The sequence below is a fragment of the Pseudomonas sp. F9001 genome (assembly GCF_013385435.1).
In the GTDB taxonomy this organism is placed as follows: Bacteria; Pseudomonadota; Gammaproteobacteria; order Pseudomonadales; family Pseudomonadaceae; genus Aquipseudomonas.
On sequence record NZ_JACAPX010000006.1, the window covers coordinates 72807 to 96478 of the forward strand.

The following is a 23672-nucleotide window of genomic DNA, read 5'->3' on the forward strand; positions in this document are numbered from 1 at the left end:
TCCAGGACATACTCATGGACACCAAACTGCTCGATATCCTCGCTTGCCCGATCTGCAAGGGGCCGCTCAAGCTCAGCGCCGACAAAACCGAGCTGATCAGCAAGGGCGCCGGCCTGGCGTACCCGATTCGTGATGGCATTCCGGTAATGCTCGAAAGCGAAGCCCGCACCCTGACCACCGACGAGCGCCTGGATAAATGACCACCGCCTTCACCGTTGTCATCCCGTCCCGCTACGCCTCCACCCGCCTGCCCGGCAAGCCGCTGCAACTGATCGGCAACAAGCCGATGATCCAGCTGGTGTGGGAACAGGCCTGCAAAAGCAGCGCCGAAAGGGTAGTGGTGGCCACCGACGATCCGCGCATCATCGAGGCCTGCAAAGGCTTTGGTGCCGAAGCGGTGCTGACCCGTGAAGACCACAACTCCGGTACCGACCGCCTGGCCGAAGTGGCCACCAAGCTGGGCCTGGCGGCGGACGCCATCGTGGTCAACGTGCAAGGCGACGAGCCGTTGATTCCGCCCAGCGTGATCGATCAGGTGGCGGCCAACCTGGCAGCCCATGGCGAAGCGCGCATGGCGACCCTGGCCGAGCCGATTGAAGACATCGAGACCCTGTTCAACCCCAACGTGGTGAAAGTGGTCAGCGACATCAATGGCCTGGCGCTGACCTTCAGCCGCTCCACCTTGCCGTGGGCGCGGGATGCTTTCGCCAAACAGCCTGACGTGCTGCCGGCTGGCGTGCCGTACCGTCGCCACATCGGCATCTACGCCTACCGCGCCGGTTTCCTGCACGACTTCGTGAGCTGGGGCCCGTGCTGGCTGGAAAATACCGAATCCCTGGAACAACTGCGTGCCCTGTGGCACGGCGTGCGCATTCATGTGGGCGATGCCCTGGAAGCGCCGCCGGCGGGCGTCGACACCCCTGAAGACCTCGAGCGCGTCCGTCGCCTTCTGGGGGCCTGATGCAGGTTCTGTTCGTCTGCCTGGGCAACATCTGCCGTTCGCCCACGGCAGAAGGCGTTCTGCGCCACAAATTGCGCGAAGCCGGCCTGGCCGATCAGGTTGAAGTGGCCTCTGCCGGTACCGGTGATTGGCACGTCGGCAACCCACCGGACAAGCGCAGCCAGCGTGCAGCGCTGCAACGCGGCTACGACCTGTCGGCCCAGCGTGCACAACAGGTGTCGCGTGCCGACTTTTCCCGCTACGACCTGATCCTCGCCATGGACCAGAGCAACCTGCGCAACCTCAAGGCCATGCAGCCGGCTCAGGGCAAGGCGGACCTGGACCTGTTCCTGCGCCGCTACGACTCGGTGGTGGATGAAGTGCCGGACCCGTACTACGAAGGTGACCAGGGCTTTGAAACTGTCCTCGACCTGATCGAGCGCGCCTGTGACCTGTTGGTGATTGAATTGAAGGGCCGGTTATGACTTTGCAGGTACGGGCACAGGTTTCGCTCAAGCCGTTCAACAGCTTTGGTATCGACGTGCGTGCCCGGCTGTTTGCCGAGGCCCACAATGACGCCGACGTGCGTGAGGCCCTGGCCTGTGCCGCCGAGCAACAACTGCCGTTGCTGGTGATTGGCGGCGGCAGCAACTTGCTGTTGACCCAGGATATTGACGCACTGGTGCTGCGCATGGCCAGCCAGGGCATCCGGGTGTTGCACGACGATGGCGTGCAGGTCGTGGTTGAGGCCGAAGCGGGCGAAGCGTGGCATCCGTTTGTGCTGTGGACCCTGGCCCAGGGCTTTTCCGGCCTGGAAAACCTCAGCCTGATTCCCGGCACGGTCGGCGCCGCACCGATGCAGAACATCGGCGCCTACGGTGTAGAGATCAAGGATGTATTCAGCGGCCTGACCGCCCTTGATCGCCAGACCGGCGAACTGCGGGATTTCAGCCTGGCCGAGTGCAACTTTGCCTACCGCGACAGCCTGTTCAAGCACGAAGTGGGGCGCTGGCTGATCCTGCGGGTGCGTTTTGCCCTGAGCCGCGCCGTGCATCTGAAACTTGAATACGGGCCGGTGCGACAGCGCCTGACCGAGCAAGGCATCGCGCAGGCCACGCCCAGCGATGTCAGCCGCGCGATTTGCAGCATTCGTAGCGAGAAACTGCCCGACCCGGCGGTGCTCGGCAATGCGGGGAGTTTCTTCAAGAACCCTCTGGTGTCCCAGGCACTGGCTGCCGAGTTGCAGCGTCAATACCCGGACCTGGTGGCTTACCCCCAGGCCGACGGGCAGATGAAACTGGCCGCCGGCTGGCTGATCGACAAGGCCGGCTGGAAAGGCTTTCGCGATGGCGATGCCGGCGTGCATCGATTGCAGGCGCTGGTATTGGTGAACTACGGCGCGGCCAGCGGCCAGGACATTGCCGGGCTCGCGCTGCGTATCCAGCAGGACATCGAAAAGCGCTTCAAGGTGGTGCTGGAAATGGAGCCGAATCGCTATTGAACTAAGCTTGTTTTTTGACGCACCAAGCCCTGCATTGCAGGGCTTTTTTATTGCCGGTGAGTTAACTTAGCTGACTACCGATATTTTTGATCAACCCATAGATGCTGTTTATCAAAATCAGTTGCAAGGTTGGCGGGAGGCGAAAGCCTGATGGACAGTGTTGATCTGAATGTATTACGCAGCGTGCTGGAATGGCGCCTCGCCGGGCAGCGAGTGGTGCTGTACAGCGTGGTCCAGACCTGGGGCAGCGCCCCGCGTCCGCCGGGGGCGATGCTGGCCTTGCGCGGCGACGGAGTGGTGATTGGCTCGGTGTCCGGCGGCTGTATCGAGGACGACTTGATCGCCCGGTTGCAGGACGGTCGGCTGCCTGACGACGGGCCGCCGGTGCAGCTGGTCACCTACGGTGTCACCCGGGACGAAGCGGCGCGTTTTGGTCTGCCGTGTGGCGGCACCTTGCGTCTCACCGAAGAGCGGGTGAGTGATCCGGGTTGGGTAGCTGAACTGCTGGCGCGCTGTGAGGCCCACGAGATTGTCGCCCGTGAGTTGGACCTGGCCACCGGCGAGGTGGTGTTGAGCGGTGCGAGCAAGACCGATGTGGTCAGCTTTAACGGCGAGCGTTTGCGCGCGATTTACGGTCCGCGCTGGCGCCTTCTGCTGATCGGCGCGGGCCAGCTGTCACGTTATGTGGCGGAAATGGCTCGGTTGCTGGATTTCGAAGTGCTGATCTGCGACCCGCGCCAGGAGTTTGTTTATGGCTGGGAGGAGCAGCACGGGCGCTTTGTGCCGGGTATGCCGGATGAAGCGGTGTTGAATATCCAGACCGATGAACGCACCGCCATTGTCGCGCTCACCCATGACCCGCGCCTGGATGACATGGCGTTGCTGACGGCCCTCAATTCCCGGGCGTTCTACATAGGCGCCCTGGGATCGCGGGTCAACAGCCAGAAGCGCCGGGAAAACCTCGCGGCGCTGGGGTTGAGTGCGGAGGCCATTGCGCGGCTGCATGGGCCGATTGGCCTGCATATCGGCAGCCATACGCCGGCGGAAATCGCCTTGTCGTTGATGGCTGAAATCGTCGCCATCAAGAACGGGATCGATCTGCTGCAGAAAAAGCCGTTGCAGGCAGCGGTCAGTTGACGGGCATCGCCGTAATCATCCTGGCGGCGGGGCAGGGCAGTCGTTTTCGGGCCGAGGCGGGTGCCGATCAGGACAAGTTGCTGGCGCCCTGCGTGGGCCGGGATGGCATCACGCGGTCGGTGATCGAGCAGGTATTGGTGAATTTGCCGCCTGTGGCTACGAGACGTTGGCTGGTGACGTCACCGGATCGCACCGAAGTGATTCGGTTGGCTAAGGTGCACGGTTGCGAAGTATTGCTTTTGCGCTCGCCGGGCATGGGTGACAGCATCGCCGCAGCGGTGGCGGCCAGTGGGCCGTCGGCTGGTTGGCTGGTGGTGTTGGGGGATATGCCGTTTATCCTGCCGGTAAGTATCGAGCAAGTGATGGCAGGCCTGGAGGAAGACGGTATCAGCGCCCCGGTGCATGCAGGTCAGTACGGGCACCCCGTGGGGTTTGGCCGTTCATTCGGTCCGGCCTTGATCGCGCTGACCGGAGACCGTGGAGCAAAACCGTTATTTGCCAAGGCTTCGGTGCAGGAAGTCGTAGTCGATGATCCCGGTGTGTTGTGGGACGTCGATGTGCCAGGGTTGTTGGACTACCGCTAACTGATGTAACGGGCATAAAAAAGCCCCGCCTGATCACTCAGGCGGGGCTTTTTAGTGGCCGATGGAATCAGACGAGGGGTTTAGGCTCGTGCTCTTCTTCCAGGGCCTTAGGGTGGTGCTCTACCACTTCCTCGACGGAACGTACGTTCTCGTCGATGGCAGGGGCAGTGTGCTCAACCACGGCTTCGGTGACCGGAGCAGGGGTTGCTTGGGCAACTTCAGCGACGGCAGGAGCAGCTTCGGCAGCGGCCTTGGCAGCAGCGGCGGCCGCTTCAGCTTCCTTGCGACGACGACGCACTTCACGCGGGTCGTTCGGCGCACGGCCGTTTTCGGTCAGGGCGCTGGCCGGAGCGGCTTCAACCACCGGGGCTGCCACTTCGGCAACCACTGGCGCTTCAACCACTGGCGCAGGCTCGGCAACAACGGCAACAGGTTCAGCAGCGACCACCACTTCAGCGACTGGCGCTGGAGCTTCTTCGACCACTGGCGCAGGCGCTGGAGCTTCGACCGCTTCAACCACCGGGGCAGGTTCGGCAGCCCACTGGAAGGCGGTCTGTTCTTCGCGAACTTCACGCACTTCAGGGGTTGGCTCGGCTACCGGTGCTTCAACGGCAGCTTCAACCACGGGCGGTTGTTCAACAACCACGGCAGGCTCGGCAACCACGTCGACTTCAGGCTGAGGCTCGCGAACTTCGCGAACTTCACGAACGTGACGAGCCGGCGCTACTTCCACTTCCGGAACAACCGGGGCTTCGACCGGGGTCGTTGCTTCAACCACTGGCGCTTCGACGGCTGGCGTCTCTACAACAGTGTTTTCCTGGATGGCAGCGGTGGCTGCTTCAGCTTGCTCGTTGGCCTGGGCTTCAGCAGGTGCGCTGATGACCGAGCTGGCAACAGCAGCGGTAACGGCCAGGCCGGCAGCCAGTTCGGCGCCAGTCGGTTCGCCGGTAGCGGCTGCGTTGGCTTCGCCGGTCTCTTCCGAGCCTTCGATTTCGTTGCCGTTGGCATCACGTTGACGCTCACGACGGTTGCTGCGACGACGCTGGCCACGGGAGCGGCGGCGTGGACGATCGCCTTCGGCGTTGTCCTGGCCGTCTTCCTGTTGCTGGTCTTCGTTGGACAGCAGCTCTTCTTCTTCACCGGCGGGAGCCGCTTGCTCGGCACGTGGTTGACGCTCTTCACGAGGAGGGCGTGGCGCACGTTCTTCACGCGGCTGACGAGCTGGACGCTCTTCAGCAGTGGCAGCGGTGGCAGCAGCAGCGGCTACGGCTGGAGCGGCATCCAACGGCTCGCGCAGTTCACGCACGCGTTCTTCACGCTCGCCACGTGGCTTGCGGTCTTCACGTGGAGCGCGTGGAGCACGCGGTGCACGTTCTTCGCGTGGTGCACGCTCTTCACGGGCTACGGTTGGTGTTTCTTCACGGGCTTCGCGCGGTTGGCGCTCTTCACGTGGGGCGCGTTCTTCGCGGGGTGCACGTTCTTCACGAGGCTTGCGCTCTTCGTCACGGCGACCGTTGCGATTGCGGCTCTGCTGGCGACCGTTGCGACGCTCTTCATTGCGTGCAGGGCGTTCAGTCACAGGCTTCTCGACCACAACTGGAGCCACCGGCTCTTCCTTGGTGGCGAACAGGCTGACCAGCGACTTCACCAGGCCCTTGAACAGGCTTGGCTCAGGCAGGGCAGCTGGTGCGGCAACCGGCGCGGCAGCTTCGACCGGAACCGGTGCGTTGGCACGGGCTGGCGCGGTCTTGACGGCGGCTTCCTGGCGAACCAGGGTGCGGGTCGCAGCGGCTGGCTGGACTTCTTCCACTTCGGCAGCGGCAGCAGCGATTTCGTAGCTGGACTGGTTGACGTGGGCTTCCGGGCTGTCATCACGCAGGCGCTGCACTTCGAAGTGGGGCGTCTCGAGGTGATCGTTCGGCAGGATGACGATGCGGGCACGGGTGCGCAGTTCGATCTTGGTGATCGAGTTGCGTTTTTCGTTGAGCAGGAACGCAGCGACCGGGATCGGCACCTGGGCGCGCACTTCGGCAGTGCGGTCTTTCAGGGCTTCTTCTTCGATCAGGCGCAGGATCGCCAGCGACAGCGATTCAACGTCACGGATGATGCCGGTGCCGTTGCAACGCGGGCAGACGATGCCGCTGCTTTCACCCAGGGATGGACGCAGGCGCTGACGGGACATTTCCAGCAGGCCGAAGCGCGAGATGCGGCCGACCTGTACACGGGCACGGTCAGCTTCCAGGCATTCGCGGACTTTCTCTTCCACGGCGCGCTGGTTCTTGGCTGGGGTCATGTCGATGAAGTCGATCACGATCAGGCCGCCGATGTCACGCAGGCGCAGCTGGCGGGCGATTTCTTCAGCCGCTTCCAGGTTGGTCTGCAGGGCGGTTTCTTCGATGTCGCTACCCTTGGTGGCACGCGCCGAGTTGATGTCGATGGACACCAGGGCTTCGGTCGGGTCGATCACGATGGAGCCGCCGGAAGGCAGTTCGACGACGCGCTGGAAAGCGGTTTCGATCTGGCTTTCGATCTGGAAACGGTTGAACAGCGGAACGCTGTCTTCGTACAGCTTGATCTTGCTGGCGTACTGCGGCATCACCTGGCGGATGAAGGTCAGGGCTTCGTCCTGGGCTTCGACGCTGTCGATCAGCACTTCGCCGATGTCCTGGCGCAGGTAATCGCGGATGGCGCGGATGATCACGTTGCTTTCCTGGTAGATCAGGAATGGCGCGGAACGATCCAGGGACGCTTCCTTGATAGCGGTCCACAGCTGCAGCAGGTAGTCGAGGTCCCACTGCATTTCTTCGCTGCTGCGGCCCAGGCCGGCAGTGCGCACGATCAGGCCCATGTCGGCCGGAGCGATCAAGCCGTTCAGCGCTTCACGCAGTTCGTTGCGCTCTTCGCCTTCGATGCGACGGGAGATACCGCCGGCACGCGGGTTGTTCGGCATCAGGACCAGATAGCGGCCAGCCAGGCTGATGAAGGTGGTCAGGGCGGCGCCCTTGTTGCCACGTTCTTCTTTTTCTACCTGAACGATGACTTCCTGGCCTTCGCTCAGGACGTCCTTGATGTTTACGCGGCCTTCAGGGGATTTCTTGAAGTATTCGCGGGAGATTTCTTTGAGGGGCAGGAAGCCATGGCGCTCGGAGCCGAAATCGACAAAGGCAGCCTCAAGGCTTGGTTCGATGCGAGTAATCCGGCCTTTATAGATGTTGGCCTTCTTTTGCTCGCGTGCACCGGACTCGATGTCCAGGTCGTAGAGGCGTTGGCCGTCTACCAGTGCAACACGCAACTCTTCGGGTTGAGTTGCGTTAATCAGCATTCTTTTCATGTTGTACCGTCGGTTTCCGGGCTGCCGGAAACGGCGTTCGGCACACACGACTTCTCACGGTCGGTGTCAGGTGCGTCAAGAGTGGTTGGCCACTCCAGTGTCCAGCAATACCCGCCAAAATGGGCGGTATCGCGACGTACGCTTCCTGCTTGCTGTGGTGACTTAAGCACTCAGTCAGGAGGAGGAATCAACCGGCGACTGTGGACGAGATGAAGCGTCTAAATATAAGCCTAGTGCTACACAGTCCGACGGTTGTGCATCTCCACCCTACACGTATCCCTGATAATTCGGGTGCTGCCGCGCGCAGAATCCGCAGCGGGTTGGCATTTACCGTGTTCTCCAATGGGGAGTCCACGCTCATGGCTAAACAAGACCGGGTGTGGGCGATTGTGCTCTCACTCAGCTCGTAACAGGCGTTGTTTCCGAAGCATTCGCCGTGGTCTGGCTCCAGACTGACTGCACTTTGTGAACTGGCCGTAAATATCGGCGCAAAAGGCGAGTAATCACTCTGCTTTTTGCACTCGCTTCAGGCCTCATGTCACCTGCGCTTGTTACAATCTCGAGCCTTCCAGGGTGGCGAAAGCCCCGTAGGACGGCCTCGCGTCCTGATGAATTGCGATGGTCAGGGCCGGCAGTTTGCCGCTAGTCCTCTGTCCAGGCCGCTTTTGGCGGCGTTCGCGACTATAGCAGCAATGATTAAGTGCTTCAATTCCATAAAAAATTGTTATCATCGCCGCCATGACGACTACCGCCCCCCAGACCCCCAGCGTCCAGCTGCTCGAGGTCTCGCCGGAATATGCCGGCCAACGCATCGACAACTTTCTTCTTGCCAGGCTCAAAGGCGTGCCCAAGACCTTGATTTACCGCATTTTGCGTAAAGGCGAAGTGCGCGTGAACAAGGGCCGGATCAAGCCCGAGTACAAGCTGCAGGCGGGCGACATCGTCCGCGTGCCGCCGGTGCGGGTGCCTGAGCGTGACGAACCGGTCCCACTGGCCCAGGGCCTGTTGCAGCGCCTTGAAGCGTCGATTGTCTTCGAAGACAAGGCACTGATCGTGATCAATAAACCGTGTGGCATCGCGGTTCACGGTGGCAGCGGCCTCAACTACGGGGTGATCGAAGCCTTTCGTCAGTTGCGCCCGGATGCCAAGGAGCTGGAGCTGGTCCACCGTCTGGACCGTGACACCTCCGGCCTGTTGATGATCGCCAAGAAACGCAGCATGTTGCGCCACCTGCATGCCGCCCTGCGCGGTGATGGCGTGGACAAGCGCTACATGGCGCTGGTGCGTGGCAACTGGGCCACCTCGATCAAGAGCGTGCGCGCGCCGTTGCAGAAGAGCAACCTGCGTTCCGGCGAGCGCATGGTCGAGGTGGACGAGGAGGGCAAGGAGGCGCTGACCCTGTTCAAGGTGCTGCGCCGCTTTGGTGACTTTGCCACCATGGTCGAGGCCAAGCCGGTCACTGGCCGTACCCACCAGATTCGTGTGCACACCCTGCATGCGGGGCACTGCATTGCCGGCGATACCAAATACGGCGATGAAGATTTCTCCAAGGAAATCCGCGACCTGGGTGGCAAACGCCTGTTCCTGCACGCCTACATGCTGACCGTGCCGCTGCCCGATGGTGGCGAATTGAAGCTGCAAGCGCCTGTCGATGAAATGTGGGCCAAGACCGTGGAGCGCCTGAGTGTCGCACCCTGACTACAAGCTGTTGATCTTTGACTGGGATGGCACGTTGTGTAATTCCATTGGTCGGATTGTCGAGTCGATGCACGCTGCGTCGACCCGTTCCGGTTATGTGCTGTGCGACGACCTGGCGGTCAAGGGCATTATTGGCCTGGGCCTGCCGGAAGCGATCCGCACCCTTTACCCGGAGATTGGTGATGACGATCTGATAGCGTTTCGTCAGCACTACGCCGATCACTACATGGCGCTCGACGCCCAGCCTTCGCCGCTATTTGAAGGCGTGGCACAGGCCATGGAAGCATTTCGCGCCGACGGTTATCACCTTGCGGTCGCGACCGGCAAGGCCCGTCGCGGCCTGGACCGGGTGCTCAAGGCTCATGGCTGGGAAGATTATTTCGACGCCACCCGTGCGGCGGACGAAACCGCCAGCAAGCCCCACCCTCTGATGCTCGAGCAGATCCTCGCTCAATGTGGCGTGTCGCCTCGGCAGGCGTTGATGGTGGGTGATGCGTCGTTCGACCTGATGATGGCGCGTAATGCTGGCATGGACTCCGTGGCGGTCAGCTACGGCGCCCAATCTGCCCAGGCGTTGCAGGCCTACGAGCCGCGCCTGACAATTGACCGTTTTTCTGAATTGCAGGCCTGGCTCAGCCGGGCCCATTAAGTCTTTGCTGGGGTAGATGGCATGACCGATGAGTGGAAAGCGCCTGAGAAGGCCAATGCCGATAACAATGGCGATGACAGAAGCTGGAAGTTGCTGGAGAAGACCTTGCTGGCCAGTGTTCAGGAGCAGCGCCGCTCCCGGCGTTGGGGGATCTTTTTCAAGCTTCTGACCTTTATTTATCTGTTAGGCATGCTGGTGCTGTTCAGTCCGCTGATGGACATGGAGAAGAGCGCCACCCGAAGCGGTCATTACACGGCGTTGATCGAAGTGCGCGGAGTGATTGCCGACAAGGAGTCTGCCAGTGCAGACAACATCGTCAGCAGTCTGCGGGCGGCCTTCGAGGACTCCAAGGTCAAGGCTGTGATCCTGCGCATCAACAGCCCGGGCGGCAGTCCGGTGCAGTCGGGTTATGTGTATGACGAGATTCGTCGCCTGCGCGCCTTGCACCCGGACATCAAGCTGTATGCAGTGATTTCCGACCTGGGTGCCTCGGGTGCCTATTACATCGCCAGTGCCGCCGACCAGATCTACGCCGACAAGGCCAGTCTGGTGGGTTCGATTGGTGTGACGGCGGCCGGTTATGGCTTTGTCGGCACCATGGAGAAGCTCGGGGTTGAGCGTCGTACCTACACGTCAGGTGAGCACAAGTCGTTCCTGGACCCGTTCCAGCCGCAAAAGGCGGATGAAACCCAGTTCTGGCAGGGTGTGCTGGATACCACTCATCGGCAGTTCATTGCCAGTGTGAAGCAGGGGCGCGGTGACCGGCTCAAGGATAAGGAGCATCCGGAGCTGTTCTCCGGTCTGGTCTGGTCTGGCGAGCAAGCGCTGCCATTGGGCTTGATCGATGGCCTGGGCAGTGCCAGTTCGGTGGCGCGGGACGTGATTGGCGAGAAAGAACTGGTGGACTTCACTGTTCAGGAATCGCCGTTTGACCGGTTCTCCAAGAAGCTGGGTGCCAGCGTGGCTGAGAAGCTGGCGCTATACATGGGCTTCCAGGGTCCGACCCTGCGCTGAGAGCTTGAGCGCGACATGGCTCAAAATGTGGGAGCTGGCTTGCCTGCGATAGCATCACCTCGGTGCAACTGATGTACCGAGGTGTCTGCATCGCAGGCAAGCCAGCTCCCACATTTGTTTGTGGTGTTCTCAGGGAATCTGTACGCCTTCGGCCAGTAGCATGTCCACCAGTCGGATCAGCGGCAGTCCGACCAGGCTGGTGGCGTCTGGCCCTTCGGTGCTTTGAAACAGGCTCACCCCCAGGCCTTCGGCCTTGAAGCTGCCAGCGCAGTCGTAGGGCTGCTCGATGCGCAGGTAGCGTTCGATGCGTGCGGCGTCCAGCGTGCGCATGTGTACGGTGAAGGGGATGCAGTCGACCTGGCAATGGCCGGTGGCGCTGTTCAGTACAGCCAGGCCGGTGAGGAAGCTGACTCGCTTGCCGCTGGCCGCCAGCAGTTGCTCACGGGCTTTCTCGAAGGTGTGGGGCTTGCCGATGATCTGGCCGTCGAGCGCGGCGACCTGGTCCGAGCCGATGATCAGGTGGCCCGGATGGCTGTCAGCCAGGGCGCGGGCCTTTTCCTCGGCCAGGCGCTTGACCAGCTCCACGGCGGACTCGTCCCGGCGGTGGCTTTCGTCGATATCCGGCGAGCTGCAGATGAACGGCAGGTGCAGGCGGTTCAACAATTCCCGGCGATAAACCGAGCTGGAAGCGAGTAATAAAGGCAGCATGGGCGTCTCCTCAAGGCAGTCGCGGATTCTAGCGGGGAGGCCCGGTGACGGACAGGGCTGAATTTCCTTTGACATGGCCGGGTGCATCCCTATAATGCTGCGCCTATGTTGAATGACCCGATTCCACCTCACGTTGACCCGCGCAAATTGGCTGATCGTGGCACCACCCTTCAAGGTGAGCTGCTCCTGGCCGATTTGGAGAGACTCTGCGACCCGCTTTCCGACACTGTCGGTACGGTGCAGGCTAAATTCGTTTTTGAACGAGATGAACGTAAGTCTGTGGTAATCCACAGCTTTATCGACACCGAAGTCAAAATGGTTTGCCAGCGTTGTCTTGAGCTGGTCACCCTGCCGATCCACAGCGAATGCAGTTATGCTGTGGTGAAAGAGGGTGCGAATACCCAGTCGTTGCCGAAAGGTTATGACGTGCTGGAACTGGGCGAAGATCCTTTGGATCTGCAGTCACTGATCGAGGAGGAGCTTTTGCTCGCCTTGCCCATTGTGCCTGCTCATCATCCGGAAGAATGCCAGCAGCCGGCGGGTCTCGATGAGCCCGAACCGAGCGAGGACGAGGTAACGCGGTCCAACCCGTTCAGTGTATTGGCGCAGTTAAAGCGTGACCCAAACGTTTAGGAGTTAATCAATTATGGCTGTTCAGCAGAACAAAAAATCCCGCTCTGCCCGTGACATGCGTCGTTCGCACGACGCCCTGACGGCAAGCACTCTGTCTGTAGAAAAAACCACCGGTGAAGTTCACCTGCGTCACCACGTATCGCCAGAAGGCGTATACCGTGGCCGTAAAGTGATCGACAAGGGCGCTGACGAGTAATCACTTGTCTGCTCAAGTCATCGCGATTGACGCAATGGGCGGGGACTTCGGTCCCCGCAGCATTGTTCAGGCCTGCATTGCTTGCCTGTCTGCCACGCCCTCGCTGCACCTGACCCTCGTCGGTCAACCCTCCTTACTTGAAGAACTGATTGCCAGCCATCCGGCGGTGGATCGCGCGCGCCTGACTATTACACCGGCCAGCGAAACCATCACCATGGATGAAAAGCCTGCGCAGGCCTTGCGCGGCAAGCCTGATTCTTCGATGCGGGTGGCGCTTGAGCTGGTACGCGACGGCAAGGCCCAGGCCTGTGTCAGTGCCGGCAATACCGGGGCGTTGATGGCGTTGTCCCGGCATGTGCTGAAAACCCTGCCGGGCATTGACCGGCCGGCGATGGTTGCGGCTATTCCGACCCAGCAGGGCTATTGCCAGTTGCTGGACCTGGGGGCGAACGTCGATTGCAGTGCCGAGCATCTGCTGCACTTTGCCCTGATGGGCTCGGTGGCGGCCGAAGCGCTGGGCGTGGCCCGGCCTCGGGTGGCGCTGCTGAATATCGGCACCGAAGACATCAAGGGCAACCAGCAGGTCAAGCTGGCGGCGACGCTGTTGCAAAGCGCGCGAGGCCTGAACTACATCGGCTTTGTCGAGGGTGACGGTCTGTACCGCGGCGAAGCCGACGTGGTGGTATGCGACGGTTTTGTCGGCAATATCCTGCTCAAGTCCAGCGAGGGCCTGGCGACGATGATTGCTGCGCGCATCGAGGCCTTGTTCAAGCGCAACCTGGCGTCACGCCTGGTGGGCGCCCTGGCGCTGCCCTTGATGCGGCGCTTGCAGGCTGACCTGGCTCCGGCGCGGCACAATGGTGCGAGTTTCCTCGGGTTGCAGGGCATCGTGGTGAAAAGTCATGGTTCGGCGGGGGTGCAGGGTTTTCAAAGTGCCATCCAGCGCGCCTTGATCGAGATCCAGGAAAACTTGCCGCAACGCTTGCACGGCCGCCTTGAGGATCTGTTGCCTTAGGCGAATCGGGCCGGAAATGCTTAAATGTGACCGGCCAGTTCAATTGACCATCCAATCTGTCAGTTTCTTGCGCTCCCACGTGTGGGGCGCCAATTTCCGACGACCAGATCATTAGGGGCTTGTTACATGTCTACATCCCTCGCATTCGTCTTTCCAGGGCAGGGTTCGCAGTCCCTCGGCATGTTGGCCGAGCTGGGCGCGGAACATCAGTTGGTCCTGGACACTTTCAAGGAAGCCTCCGATGCCTTGGGTTACGACCTGTGGGCACTGACCCAGCAAGGGCCGGAAGAGCTGCTCAATCAAACCGACAAGACCCAACCCGCCATCCTCACCGCCTCCATCGCCCTGTGGCGCCTGTGGTTGGCTGAAGGTGGTGCACGTCCGGCCTACGTTGCCGGTCATAGCCTGGGCGAATACAGCGCCCTGGTGGCCGCTGGCAGCCTGACCCTCGGTGAAGCAGTCAAGCTGGTGGAGCGTCGTGGCCAGTTGATGCAGGAAGCGGTTCCTGCCGGGCAGGGCGGCATGGCTGCCATTCTCGGCCTGGAAGATGCTGACGTGATTGCCGCCTGCGCCGAAGCGGCCCAGGGCGAAGTGGTCAGCGCCGTGAACTTCAACTCCCCTGGCCAGGTGGTGATCGCCGGCGCCAAGGCGGCGGTAGAGCGCGCCATCGAAGGCTGCAAGGCCCGTGGCGCCAAGCGTGCGTTGCCGTTGCCGGTCAGCGTGCCGTCCCATTGCGAACTGATGCGCCCGGCTGCCGAGCGTTTCGCCGAGTCGATCGCTGCGATCAACTGGCAGGCGCCGCAGATTCCGTTGGTGCAGAACGTCAGTGCCGCCGTGGCCTCTGACCTGGAAACCCTCAAGCGCGATCTGCTGGAACAGCTGTACAAGCCGGTTCGCTGGGTTGAGTCGGTGCAGACCCTGGCCGCCAACGGCGCCACCCAATTGGTAGAGTGCGGCCCGGGCAAAGTCCTCGCCGGCCTGAACAAGCGTTGCGCCGAAGGCGTGTCGACTTCCAACCTCAATACCCCGGATGCCTTCGCTGCCGCTCGCGCAGCCCTGGCCTGACGTTAATTTCCGAACCTAGGAGAAGCCTGCATGAGTCTGCAAGGTAAAGTTGCACTGGTCACCGGCGCAAGCCGTGGCATTGGCCAGGCGATCGCCCTGGAGCTGGGCCGTCTGGGCGCTGTGGTCATCGGTACCGCAACCTCCGCCGCCGGCGCTGAACGTATTGCCGCGACGCTGAAGGAAAACGGCGTCCATGGCACCGGTCTTGAGCTTAACGTGACCAGCGATGAGTCCGTGGCGGCCGTATTGGCTGAAATCACGGCGCAATTCGGTGCACCGGCTATTCTGGTGAACAATGCCGGTATTACTCGCGATAACCTGATGATGCGTATGAAAGACGACGAGTGGCATGACGTCGTTGATACCAACCTGAACAGTCTGTTTCGCCTGTCCAAGGGTGTTTTGCGCGGCATGACCAAGGCTCGTTGGGGTCGAATTATCAATATTGGCTCTGTTGTGGGTGCCATGGGCAACGCAGGCCAAGTAAACTACGCAGCCGCCAAGGCCGGTCTGGAAGGTTTCAGTCGTGCATTGGCGCGTGAAGTAGGCTCGCGGTCGATTACGGTCAACTCGGTGGCCCCAGGGTTCATCGACACCGATATGACCCGCGAATTGCCTGAAGCGCAGCGTGAAGCGTTGCTGACGCAGATTCCGCTGGGCCGTCTGGGCCAGGCCCAAGAGATCGCGAATGTGGTCGCTTTCCTGGCATCCGACGGTGCGGCATACGTGACTGGGGCTACAATCCCGGTGAACGGCGGGATGTACATGAGTTAAATTGTGACGGATCGCTTCAAAAAAATGTCATACGAGCTGTCTAAAATCCGTTATAAAGCTGCAATCTATTTATAGGCAGATGGCCAATAGGGTACGAGGGTGAAGCTTTCAGTTGAAAAGCTGAAAAGTCTTTCTATACACTTACCCACTGGCCAGCTGCCTGAATTTGTCCATTAGGAGTGAAAACAAGGTATGAGCACCATCGAAGAGCGCGTCAAGAAAATCGTTGCCGAGCAACTGGGCGTTAAAGAAGAAGAAGTGACCAACAGCGCTTCCTTCGTTGAAGACCTGGGTGCCGACTCCCTTGACACCGTTGAGCTGGTGATGGCTCTGGAAGAGGAATTCGAGACCGAAATCCCGGACGAAGAAGCTGAAAAAATCACTACCGTTCAAGCTGCTATCGACTACGTTACTAGCCACCAGGCGTAATAGTTTGTAATCGTCGCTTGCTGTGATGGAAAAACCGCACTGCCCTATGGCGTGCGGTTTTTTCCTTTAAGCCTGATGCAAAGTGTCGTCATTAGAAAAAGGAGAGTGCTGTGTCGCGTAGACGCGTCGTAGTCACCGGTATGGGTATGTTGTCGCCACTGGGTACGGATGTGCCGAGCAGTTGGCAGGGCATTCTGGCTGGCCGCAGTGGTATTGGTCTGATCGAACACACGGACCTTTCTGCCTATTCCACCCGTTTTGGCGGCTCGGTAAAGGACTTCAATGTCGAGGAATATCTCTCGGTCAAAGAGTCCCGCAAACTCGACCTGTTCATTCAATACGGCCTGGCAGCCGGTTTTCAGGCGGTGCGTAATGCCGGCCTGGAAGTCACCGACGCCAACCGTGAGCGCATCGGCGTGGCCATGGGTTCGGGTATTGGCGGTCTGACCAATATCGAAGAAACCAGCCGCACCCTGCATGAGTCCGGCCCTCGCAGAATTTCACCGTTCTTCGTGCCTGGCTCGATCATCAACATGATTTCCGGTTTCCTGTCCATCCACTTGGGTGCCCAGGGGCCTAACTACGCCATTTCCACGGCGTGCACCACGGGCACTCACTGCATCGGCATGGCGGCGCGCAATATCGCCTATGACGAGGCCGACGTGATGATCGCCGGCGGTGCCGAGATGGCCGCCTGCGGTTTGGGCATGGGCGGCTTCGGCGCGTCCCGTGCGTTGTCGACCCGCAATGACGAGCCGACCCGTGCCAGCCGTCCGTGGGACAAGGGCCGCGACGGTTTTGTTCTGGCCGACGGTGCCGGTGCGCTGGTACTCGAAGAGCTGGAGCACGCGAAGGCCCGTGGCGCCACCATCTACGCCGAGCTGATTGGTTTCGGCATGAGCGGTGATGCGTACCACATGACCTCGCCTCCGTCGGACGGCGCGGGCGCTGCACGCTGCATCACCAATGCGTTGCGTGATGCCAAGGTCAACGTTGACCAGGTGCAGTACATCAATGCCCATGGCACTTCGACCCCGACCGGCGACCTGGCGGAAGCCGAGGCCATCAAGTCGGTGTTCGGCGAGCATGCCTACAAGCTGGCGGTCAGTTCCACCAAGTCCATGACCGGGCACCTGTTGGGTGCGGCGGGCGCGGTCGAGGCAATCTTCAGCGTGCTGGCCATCAAGGATCAGGTCGCTCCGCCGACCATCAACCTCGATGAACCGGATGAGGGCTGCGACCTGAACTTCGTGCCTCACGAGCCGCAGAAGATGCCGATCGACGTGGTGCTGTCCAACTCGTTCGGTTTTGGTGGTACCAACGGTTCCCTGGTGTTCCGCCGGTTCGCCGAGTGATGGAGAGCTGGGTCGACGGTCAGCCGGCGGGCGCAGTGCCCCTGAAAGACCGTGGCCTGGCATACGGTGATGGGCTGTTCGAGACCATTGCCGTCAAGGCCGGGCAGCCCGTGCTGCTTGACCGCCACCTGCAGCGCCTTGAAGAAGGTTGCAGGCGGCTGGCGATTGTTGCGGATCAACCCCTGATCCGCAGCGAATTGCTGGCCTACGCCGCTGCCCTCGGTGACGGTGTACTCAAGTTGATCCTGACCCGTGGCGATAGCCAGCGCGGTTATGGCATCAGTGCTGGCGCTCCGGCGCGGCGCATTCTGCAAGGCAGTCCACCTGCCACTTATCCCCCGGAACATGCAGCGTCAGGCATTCGCCTGTTTGCGTGTACCACGCGTTTGTCCGAGCAACCGTTGCTCGCCGGCCTCAAGCACCTCAATCGCCTGGAACAGGTGTTCGCCCGCGCCGAATGGCAGGATGCCGAACACGCCGAAGGTTTGATGCTGGATATGTCCGGTCGAGTCATCGAAGGCGTCTTCAGCAACCTGTTTCTGGTGCGTAACGGCGTGTTGCTGACCGCTGATCTGAATCGCTGTGGCGTCGCCGGCGTCATGCGGGCCGAGCTGTTGGCCCAGGCGCAGGCGTTGGGCATCCCGACGAGCGTGGCCGATATCAGCCTTGAGCAGCTGCAACAGGCCGATGAAGTCTTGGTGTGCAACAGCGTATATGGCATTTGGCCGGTGCGCGGATGTGCTGCGATGAGCTGGTCGGTTGGGCCGCTCACCCGTAAACTGCAGGGCATTGTTCGCGCACTATTGGATATTTGATTTGAGACGTAAATTTGTATTGTTGCTGGAGATCGGTCTGGTCCTGGCGGGTTTGCTGCTGGGCGCTTCGGCCTGGAAGCTGAACTCGGCCCTTGAACAGCCCTTGAATCTGACCCAGGAGCAATTGCTGGACGTACCGGCCGGCGCGACGCCCACCGGCACCTTCAATCGCCTGGAAAACGACGGCGTGCTCAAGGATGCGTTCTGGTTGCGTCTCTACTGGCGCTTCAACCTCGACGGCCAGCCGCTGCACAGCGGCGAATACCGCATGACCCCGGGCCTCACCGCCGAGGGCCTGATCGGCCTGTGGCAGCGTGGCGAAGTGGTGCAGTACAGCATTACGCTGGTGGAAGGCTGGAACTTCCGCCAAGTGCGCGCGGCCCTGGCCAAGCATGAAAAGATCGAGCAGACCCTGTCCGGCCTGAGTGACAGCGAGGTGATGGAAAAACTCGGTCACCCGGGCGTATTTCCTGAAGGGCGCTTCTTCCCGGACACCTACCGCTTCGTGCGTGGCATGAGCGACGTTGAACTACTGAAAAAATCCTACAACCGTCTGGACGATGTCCTCGCCCAGGAGTGGAGCAAGCGCGCGGCCGATGCGCCGTACACCGACCCCTATCAAGCGCTGATCATGGCCTCGCTGGTGGAGAAAGAAACCGGCGTGCCGGAAGAGCGCGGCCAGATCGCCGGGGTATTCGTGCGGCGCATGCAGATCGGCATGCTGCTGCAAACCGACCCGACGGTGATCTACGGCCTCGGCGAGCGCTACACCGGCAAGCTGACCCGTGCGCACCTCAAGGAAGCCACGCCCTACAACACCTACGTGATCGCCGGCCTGCCGCCGACGCCGATCGCCATGGTCGGGCGGGAGGCGATTCATGCTGCGCTGAACCCGGTGGCGGGCAGCAGCCTGTATTTCGTTGCCCGAGGCGATGGCAGCCATATTTTCTCGGATAACCTGGATGCGCATAACGCAGCAGTGCGTGAGTTCCAGATGAAGCGTCGCGCCGATTACCGTTCCAGCCCGGCGCCGGCGGCAAAGCCTGCGGACGCGCCGCTGGATACGCCCGCCGAGCCGGCTCCGGCACCCGATGACGCCGCACCGCAAAGCCCGCAATGACTCTGACTAAGGACTGCCTGTGACTGGCTTGTTTATTACCCTGGAAGGCCCGGAAGGCGCCGGCAAGAGCACCAACCGTGAATACCTGGCCGAGCGCCTGCGCGCCGAAGGTATCGAGGTGCTGCTGACCCGTGAGCCTGGCGGCACGCCACTGGCCGAGCGTATCCGTGAAGTGCTGCTGACCCCGGGCGACGAACAGATGAACCCCGACACCGAGCTGTTGCTGGTGTTCGCCGCCCGCGCCCAGCACCTGGCCGAAGTCATTCGCCCGGCACTGGCCCGGGGCGCCGTGGTGATTTGTGACCGGTTTACCGATTCCACCTATGCCTATCAGGGCGGCGGCCGTGGCTTGTCCCTGGAGCGCATTGCGGCCTTGGAAACCTTCGTCCAGGGCGATTTGCGGCCCGACCTGACCCTGGTGTTCGATCTCCCGGTGGAAGTCGGCATGGCCCGTGCCTCCGCCCGGGGTCGCCTCGATCGTTTCGAACTGGAAACCCGAGTCTTTTTTGAAGCTGTGCGCGGCGCGTTTCTCAAGCGCGCCGAAGCCGACCCCGCCCGTTACTACCTGTTGGACGCCGCACAACCGTTGACTCAGGTTCAGCAGTGCATTGACGCCCTGTTGCCGAAGCTTGTGGAGCGTGTCCGTGGCTGAAGCCTACCCGTGGCAGGACAGCCTCTGGCAGCAACTGGCGGGCCGTGCCCAGCACGCCCACGCCTACCTGCTCCACGGCCCGGTGGGCATCGGCAAGCGCGCCCTGGCCGAGCGGCTGATGGCCAGCTTGTTGTGCCAGCGGCCCAACGGCCTGGAAGCCTGCGGCGAATGTAAATCCTGCATGCTGCTCAAGGCCGGCAGCCACCCGGACAACTATCTGCTGGAACCGGAAGAGGCCGACAAGGCGATCAAGGTCGACCAGGTGCGTGATCTGGTCAGCTTCGTGGTGCAGACCGCGCAGATGGGCGGGCGCAAGGTGGTGCTGATCGAACCGGTGGAGTCGATGAACATCAACGCCGCCAACGCCTTGCTCAAGAGCCTGGAAGAACCGTCCGGCGATACCGTGCTGCTGCTGGTCAGCCACCAGTCCAGCCGCCTGCTGCCGACCATTCGCAGCCGCTGCGTGCAGCAGGCCTGCCCGTTGCCGAGCGAAGCCATGAGCCTGCAGTGGCTGGCCCAGGCGTTGCCGGACTGTGGCGAGGCGGAGCGCGTCGAGTTGCTGACCCTGGCGGCCGGTTCGCCCCTGGCGGCGGTCAAGCTCCAGGCCCAGGGCGTGCGTGAACAGCGTGCGCTGGTGGTGGACGGGGTGAAGAAACTGCTCAAGCAGGAAGTGTCGGCCACGCAACTGGCCGAAAGCGCCTGGAAAGACATTCCCTTGCTGCTGCTGTTCGACTGGTTTTGCGACTGGTCGAGCCTGATCCTGCGCTACAAGCTGACCCAGGACGAAAACGGCCTTGGGCTGCCGGACATGCGCAAAGTCGTGCAATACCTGGCGCAGAAGAGCGCCCAGGACAAGGTGCTGAACATCCAGGACTGGATCCTCGCCCAACGCCAGAAGGTCCTCGGCAAGGCCAACCTCAATCGCGTGCTGTTGCTTGAGGCCTTGCTGGTGCAGTGGGTCGGTTTGCTCGGCCGCCGTTAATTTCAGTGGCCGACGGGTGTATCGTTGGCCAGACACTTTCCGTGACTCAAGTTGTAGATCCCTATGCTCGTAGATTCCCATTGCCACCTTGATCGCCTCGACCTGGCCCAGCACGGCGGCTCCCTCGACGCCGCCCTTGAAGCTGCGCGCCAGCGCGGGGTAGGGCACTTCCTGTGCATCGGCGTCAGCGCGGAAAACGCCGCCGACGTCAAAGCCCTGGCCGATCGTTATGCCGATGTCGACTGCTCGGTGGGCATTCACCCGCTGGACCTCAAGCCCGGCGAAGCCCCGGCCCTCGACTGGCTGCTCGGTGAACTCAATCACCCGCGCGTGGTGGCCATCGGTGAGACCGGCCTGGATTACCACTACGAACCGGAAGCCGCCGAGTTGCAGCAGGCGTCGTTCCGTCTGCACCTGCAAGCCGCCCAGCAGACTGGCAAGCCGGTGATCGTCCACACCCGTGGCGCCCGTGCCGACACCCTGACCCTGCTGCGCGAAGCCGCGCTGCCCCAGGCTGGTGTGCTGCATTGCTTCACTGAAGACTGGGACATGGCCAAGGCCGCGCTGGACCTTGGTTTCTACATTTCCTTGTCGGGCATCGTGACCTTCCGCAACGCCGATGCCCTGCGCGATGTCGCGCGCCAGGTCCCGGCAGACCGCCTGCTGGTGGAAACCGATTCGCCGTACCTGGCGCCAATTCCCCATCGCGGCAAACCCAACCTGCCGGAATACGTACGGGATGTGGCGGATTACCTGGCGATGCTGCGGGGCGAGTCCTACGAGCGCTTTGCCGAACAGACCACCGAAAACTTCAAGCGCCTGTTCCCGCTGACCCACGTCGGCCACTGAATCGCAGGCAAAAAAAACCCGGGTTCTGGGGGGTGAATCCGGGCTAAGACCATTAGGAGTAAAACAAGGGTACGCAGTCCGTCGGTACCCAGGTCGACGCGTCACTTGGGGGAGATGCCACGCCGACATTTCAAGTATTGATCAGTATCCGATTCAGTCCAGCCACATCTGATCGTTTTTTAAACAGATTTGGAATACGCCCGCTTCGGTTGAGTTCTCATTGGATGCGATGCACACGCGCCAATCACCTGTTTTATTTCTGACTCGAATCGGCACATTCGTTGGCGTGTTGTAAGTTAAGTGCAAAGGTTGTTCATATAGGCGTTGCCCAACGACCGTTCAGTCGGGATAATCCCGCGCACCGGGTAAAACGTTCCGACAAGCACGGCTTGGGGAGCGAACGCCCTTCCAATATCCATCTCTGCAGACCTTTTTCTTATGCACAAAGAACCCCGCAAGGTCCGTGAGTTTCGCCGCCGCGAGCAGGAAATTCTCGACACCGCACTCAAGCTGTTCCTCGACCAGGGTGAAGACAGCGTCACCGTCGAGATGATTGCGGATGCCGTGGGTATCGGCAAAGGCACCATCTACAAGCACTTCAAGTCCAAGGCCGAGATCTACCTGCGCCTGATGCTCGACTACGAGCGCGACCTGAACGAGCTGCTGCACTCGGCCGATGTCGACAAGGACAAGGAAGCGCTGTCCCGCGCCTACTTCGAGTTCCGCATGCGTGACCCGCAGCGCTATCGCTTGTTTGATCGCCTGGAAGAAAAAGTGGTGAAGGGCCATCAGGTGCCGGAAATGGTCGAGGAGCTGCACAAGATCCGTGCCTCGAACTTCGAACGCCTGACCCTGCTGATCAAGGGCCGTATCAGCGAAGGCAAGCTCGAAGACGTGCCACCGTATTTCCACTACTGCGCCGCCTGGGCGTTGGTGCACGGCGCCGTGGCGTTGTACCACTCGCCGTTCTGGAGCAATGTGCTGGAAGATCAGGAAGGTTTCTTCCAGTTCCTGATGGACATCGGCGTGCGCATGGGCAACAAGCGCAAGCACAGCACTGATTTGCCGAACGCCGAAACGCCGGCCACTTGAATCATTCGCCAGCGTGATGGCGATATGATTTCCTGCCCAGCGCAGTAACCCAGGAATATACTCAGGCAAGGATCTTGCTAAAACTTGATTTTTCAGTCAGGTTTTAGTGCGCCCGAATTATCCTCTGCCGGAGTGATCCATGATCGTTGATCGTCAAGGCAGGCGATTCCGCAATTTGCGGATCAGCCTGACCTCAGCCTGCAATTACGCCTGTACCTACTGCGTGCCCAACGGCAAGCGGCTGGTGGCTGCGCAGGACGAACTGTCGGCCGAGGCGATGGCGCGGGGTGTCGAGTACCTGATCGAGGCCGCCGGCATCGAGCGCCTGCGGATTACCGGCGGTGAACCGTTGGTCAGCCCCAAGCTGGAAGCCTTCATGGGCGCGGTGGGGCAGATGGGGCTCAGTGATATCAGCCTGACCACCAACGGCCAACTGCTGGCGCGCAAACTGCCGCTGCTGGTGGACGCCGGGATTCGCCGGATCAACGTGTCCCTCGACACCCTGGACGCCGACGCCTTCCGCAGCATCGCTCGCGGTGGCGACCTGGCCACCGTGCTCGATGGCATGGACCAGGCGAGCGCCGCCGGAATCAAGATCAAGGTCAACATGGTGCCGCTGCGCGGCCAGAACCTCGACCAGGTGATGCCGCTGCTTGACTACTGCCTGGAGCGTGGCTACGAGTTGCGCTTTATCGAATTGATGCGCATGGGCCATCTGGCCACCGATTCCAACGCATTCCTCCAGCAGTTCGTCAGCCTCCAGCAATTGCTCAGCCTGATCGGCGAACAGTACGAATACCTGCAAGCCAACGCCCCGGTGGACGCCACTGCCGTGCGCTACGAAGTGCCCGGCAAAGGTTTCTTCGGTGTCATCGCCAACGAAAGCGTGCCGTTCTGCCGGACCTGTTCGCGTTTGCGCCTGTCGTCCACCGGCTGGCTGCATGGCTGCCTGTCGTCGAGCAACCGCCACTACGTCGGCGACCTGCTGGACAAACCCCGCCACCAGGCCCTGCCGGCCTTGCAGCGCTTGTTGGTCAAGGCCTTGGGTGACAAGCAGGAAGTGGCCTTCTCCGGCGGCGCCACCATCATGAAGATCATCGGCGGCTAGTCTCGCAAGCTGGCGCAAAATCTGC

Annotated in this window: 25 protein-coding genes; 23 read left to right on the forward strand and 2 right to left on the reverse strand. The window is 61.3% G+C overall.

Annotation, left to right across the window (positions count from 1 at the left end):
* Nucleotides 1-14 precede the first annotated feature (14 nt).
* The 6 genes from HX818_RS04530 to HX818_RS04555 all read left to right on the forward strand — a co-directional run bounded on the left by HX818_RS04530 (nucleotide 15) and on the right by HX818_RS04555 (nucleotide 4162).
* Nucleotides 15-200 carry a Trm112 family protein gene (locus HX818_RS04530; RefSeq protein ID WP_003174668.1) on the forward strand — a complete coding sequence of 62 codons (186 nt, stop codon included), beginning with the start codon at nucleotides 15-17 and terminating at the stop codon, nucleotides 198-200.
* On the forward strand, nucleotides 197-961 hold the full coding sequence (gene kdsB / locus HX818_RS04535) for a 3-deoxy-manno-octulosonate cytidylyltransferase (RefSeq protein ID WP_008434982.1): 765 nt from the start codon (nucleotides 197-199) through the stop codon (nucleotides 959-961). The genes HX818_RS04530 and kdsB overlap by 4 nt, the downstream gene beginning before the upstream one ends.
* Complete coding sequence (locus HX818_RS04540) at nucleotides 961-1425, forward strand: low molecular weight protein-tyrosine-phosphatase (protein WP_004371338.1); 465 nt, start codon at nucleotides 961-963, stop codon at nucleotides 1423-1425. The genes kdsB and HX818_RS04540 overlap by 1 nt, the downstream gene beginning before the upstream one ends.
* Nucleotides 1422-2441 carry a UDP-N-acetylmuramate dehydrogenase gene (murB, locus tag HX818_RS04545; protein WP_004371335.1) on the forward strand — a complete coding sequence of 340 codons (1020 nt, stop codon included), beginning with the start codon at nucleotides 1422-1424 and terminating at the stop codon, nucleotides 2439-2441. Before HX818_RS04540 ends, murB begins: the two co-directional genes overlap by 4 nt.
* Before the next feature lie 150 nt (nucleotides 2442-2591).
* A complete protein-coding gene (locus HX818_RS04550; RefSeq protein ID WP_004371334.1) occupies nucleotides 2592-3578 on the forward strand; it encodes an XdhC family protein in 987 nt (328 codons plus the stop codon).
* Nucleotides 3575-4162: an NTP transferase domain-containing protein gene (locus tag HX818_RS04555; RefSeq protein ID WP_177019562.1), complete on the forward strand. Its 588-nt coding sequence runs from the start codon at nucleotides 3575-3577 to the stop codon at nucleotides 4160-4162. The genes HX818_RS04550 and HX818_RS04555 overlap by 4 nt, the downstream gene beginning before the upstream one ends.
* Before the next feature lie 67 nt (nucleotides 4163-4229).
* Here HX818_RS04555 and rne read toward each other — a convergent pair whose 3' ends face one another.
* On the reverse strand, nucleotides 4230-7484 hold the full coding sequence (rne, locus tag HX818_RS04560) for a ribonuclease E (protein ID WP_177019563.1): 3255 nt from the start codon (nucleotides 7482-7484) through the stop codon (nucleotides 4230-4232).
* Between the two features lie 747 nt (nucleotides 7485-8231).
* Between rne and rluC the strand changes: the two genes are divergently transcribed.
* Genes rluC through HX818_RS04575 form a run of 3 tightly spaced genes read left to right on the forward strand, consistent with a single transcriptional unit; the run spans nucleotide 8232 to nucleotide 10854 of the window.
* The gene (gene rluC, locus HX818_RS04565) at nucleotides 8232-9191 is read left to right on the forward strand and encodes a 23S rRNA pseudouridine(955/2504/2580) synthase RluC (RefSeq protein ID WP_004371325.1); all 960 of its coding nucleotides are present in this window, start codon (nucleotides 8232-8234) and stop codon (nucleotides 9189-9191) included.
* Nucleotides 9178-9840, forward strand: coding sequence for an HAD-IA family hydrolase (locus HX818_RS04570; RefSeq protein WP_177019564.1), 663 nt, complete (start codon nucleotides 9178-9180; stop codon nucleotides 9838-9840). Before rluC ends, HX818_RS04570 begins: the two co-directional genes overlap by 14 nt.
* A 21-nt stretch (nucleotides 9841-9861) precedes the next feature.
* Entirely contained in the window at nucleotides 9862-10854 is a 993-nt protein-coding gene (locus HX818_RS04575) for a S49 family peptidase (RefSeq protein ID WP_004371321.1), read from the forward strand.
* A 129-nt stretch (nucleotides 10855-10983) separates the two neighbouring features.
* Here HX818_RS04575 and HX818_RS04580 read toward each other — a convergent pair whose 3' ends face one another.
* Nucleotides 10984-11562, reverse strand: a complete 579-nt coding sequence (locus tag HX818_RS04580; RefSeq protein ID WP_008434969.1) for a nucleoside triphosphate pyrophosphatase — start codon at nucleotides 11560-11562, stop codon at nucleotides 10984-10986.
* A gap of 105 nt (nucleotides 11563-11667) precedes the next feature.
* Between HX818_RS04580 and HX818_RS04585 the strand changes: the two genes are divergently transcribed.
* The 14 genes from HX818_RS04585 to HX818_RS04650 all read left to right on the forward strand — a co-directional run bounded on the left by HX818_RS04585 (nucleotide 11668) and on the right by HX818_RS04650 (nucleotide 23647).
* Nucleotides 11668-12195 (forward strand): YceD family protein, encoded by a 528-nt coding sequence (locus HX818_RS04585; protein ID WP_004371317.1) that lies wholly within the window; start codon nucleotides 11668-11670, stop codon nucleotides 12193-12195.
* Between the two features lie 13 nt (nucleotides 12196-12208).
* Nucleotides 12209-12391 (forward strand): 50S ribosomal protein L32, encoded by a 183-nt coding sequence (gene rpmF, locus HX818_RS04590; protein WP_004371305.1) that lies wholly within the window; start codon nucleotides 12209-12211, stop codon nucleotides 12389-12391.
* A gap of 4 nt (nucleotides 12392-12395) precedes the next feature.
* Nucleotides 12396-13406, forward strand: coding sequence for a phosphate acyltransferase PlsX (gene plsX / locus HX818_RS04595; protein ID WP_080673274.1), 1011 nt, complete (start codon nucleotides 12396-12398; stop codon nucleotides 13404-13406).
* A 126-nt stretch (nucleotides 13407-13532) separates the two neighbouring features.
* The gene (gene fabD / locus HX818_RS04600) at nucleotides 13533-14471 is read left to right on the forward strand and encodes an ACP S-malonyltransferase (RefSeq protein WP_023659248.1); all 939 of its coding nucleotides are present in this window, start codon (nucleotides 13533-13535) and stop codon (nucleotides 14469-14471) included.
* Between the two features lie 30 nt (nucleotides 14472-14501).
* Nucleotides 14502-15245 carry a 3-oxoacyl-ACP reductase FabG gene (fabG, locus tag HX818_RS04605; RefSeq protein WP_177019565.1) on the forward strand — a complete coding sequence of 248 codons (744 nt, stop codon included), beginning with the start codon at nucleotides 14502-14504 and terminating at the stop codon, nucleotides 15243-15245.
* Nucleotides 15246-15437: 192 nt separating this feature from the next.
* Nucleotides 15438-15674, forward strand: a complete 237-nt coding sequence (gene acpP / locus HX818_RS04610; RefSeq protein WP_004371293.1) for an acyl carrier protein — start codon at nucleotides 15438-15440, stop codon at nucleotides 15672-15674.
* Between the two features lie 110 nt (nucleotides 15675-15784).
* The gene (gene fabF, locus HX818_RS04615) at nucleotides 15785-17029 is read left to right on the forward strand and encodes a beta-ketoacyl-ACP synthase II (protein ID WP_004371291.1); all 1245 of its coding nucleotides are present in this window, start codon (nucleotides 15785-15787) and stop codon (nucleotides 17027-17029) included.
* Nucleotides 17029-17844 carry an aminodeoxychorismate lyase gene (gene pabC, locus HX818_RS04620; protein ID WP_177019618.1) on the forward strand — a complete coding sequence of 272 codons (816 nt, stop codon included), beginning with the start codon at nucleotides 17029-17031 and terminating at the stop codon, nucleotides 17842-17844. The genes fabF and pabC overlap by 1 nt, the downstream gene beginning before the upstream one ends.
* Before the next feature lies 1 nt (nucleotide 17845).
* Nucleotides 17846-18964, forward strand: a complete 1119-nt coding sequence (mltG, locus tag HX818_RS04625; RefSeq protein ID WP_023659249.1) for an endolytic transglycosylase MltG — start codon at nucleotides 17846-17848, stop codon at nucleotides 18962-18964.
* Between the two features lie 19 nt (nucleotides 18965-18983).
* Entirely contained in the window at nucleotides 18984-19616 is a 633-nt protein-coding gene (gene tmk / locus HX818_RS04630; RefSeq protein WP_004371284.1) for a dTMP kinase, read from the forward strand.
* Nucleotides 19609-20598: a DNA polymerase III subunit delta' gene (locus HX818_RS04635; protein ID WP_177019566.1), complete on the forward strand. Its 990-nt coding sequence runs from the start codon at nucleotides 19609-19611 to the stop codon at nucleotides 20596-20598. Before tmk ends, HX818_RS04635 begins: the two co-directional genes overlap by 8 nt.
* A 63-nt stretch (nucleotides 20599-20661) precedes the next feature.
* Entirely contained in the window at nucleotides 20662-21447 is a 786-nt protein-coding gene (locus HX818_RS04640; RefSeq protein WP_177019567.1) for a TatD family hydrolase, read from the forward strand.
* Between the two features lie 438 nt (nucleotides 21448-21885).
* The gene (locus HX818_RS04645; RefSeq protein ID WP_004371278.1) at nucleotides 21886-22539 is read left to right on the forward strand and encodes a TetR/AcrR family transcriptional regulator; all 654 of its coding nucleotides are present in this window, start codon (nucleotides 21886-21888) and stop codon (nucleotides 22537-22539) included.
* A 139-nt stretch (nucleotides 22540-22678) separates the two neighbouring features.
* Nucleotides 22679-23647, forward strand: a complete 969-nt coding sequence (locus HX818_RS04650; protein WP_102369698.1) for a GTP 3',8-cyclase MoaA — start codon at nucleotides 22679-22681, stop codon at nucleotides 23645-23647.
* The last annotated feature ends 25 nt before the right edge of the window (nucleotides 23648-23672 follow it).